This window comes from Phyllobacterium sp. P5_D12 (assembly GCF_054049495.1).
In genome coordinates, this window is sequence record NZ_JBFUMG010001009.1 from 1 (window position 1) to 950 (window position 950).

Consider the following 950-nt stretch of genomic DNA (forward strand, 5'->3'; position numbering starts at 1 on the left):
CTGGGGCGAGGCGCATAGTTTTTTTGGTTGTGGGGAAGAAATAGTTTCATTTCGACGGGGCGAAGATGGAAACTCAGCAGCCATTTATCCAGAGATCGACGCTAACCCGCAGCATGCGTGCAGAAGCTGCTGATTTGTTGAAGAGTTGTGCGGTTTTTGCTTATGGCTATCCTGAGCTGCGACGGATGGAGACTGCCGCAGGCACAATGTCGCTTCTAGACAGTCTGCGGCTTGTAAGACAGTTAATGCTGAAATACGTCTCACCTTGCGGCCGATCCCGAAACGCGCGGAGCGTGCACGTATTGCGCGGGAGGTGATACATGAAAGTCCAGCCGACGCAGCGCATTGGTCCACGTTTTTTCTGGCGCGCAATGTGGATCATGTTGATCATCGGCCTTGTTTCCGTGGCCTTCTCCAGGGTCCTAAGTCCAGATAACACCAGTTGGACCGCATGGCTGCTCGGCATCGGTGTATGGGCTGGTGCTTTCGGATTGTGTGCGCTGGCGCTGAGGCGGGTATCCCACGCGACCGATTTTCTGTGGGCTCTCGCCTTCATGTGGCGACCCGTCGTCCTCGTCATCGCTGCCGGTTACCTTCTGTTTTCAAACGACCAAGGGCGTGAACTTGGCATTGGTCTTATGGCCGAGGACAATGGGTGGCGGCTCTTTTTTCTATTCCTAGCACTGATCTATTGGGCGACCAACAACTGGCATACCGCGCGGCTCGGGCTCTACGCTGCCGTAAAGCGTGGCGATATCGTTGCGTCCTCGGGCGATGACAAGTGGCTGTTTTGGCCACCGCGCCTTCTGGGCGTTTGTGCGCATCTTTTCGCCGCGGTCAACCTTTCGCTGGCGGCGCAAGGAGTACCCGCGCTGGCGTCAGGCGGACTGTGGTTGGYAGCCTGGATAGCGCCGCTGTTTATCGTCGCAGCGACGGGCATGACATGGGCC

The 950-nt window shown here is 57.1% G+C and carries 1 protein-coding gene; it reads left to right on the forward strand.

Going from position 1 to position 950, the window contains the following annotated elements:
• Positions 1 to 320: 320 nt before the first annotated feature.
• Positions 321 to 950, forward strand: a 630-nt coding sequence (locus ACXJ5O_RS28315; protein WP_457302814.1) for a hypothetical protein, incomplete at its 3' end; no start/stop codon positions are given.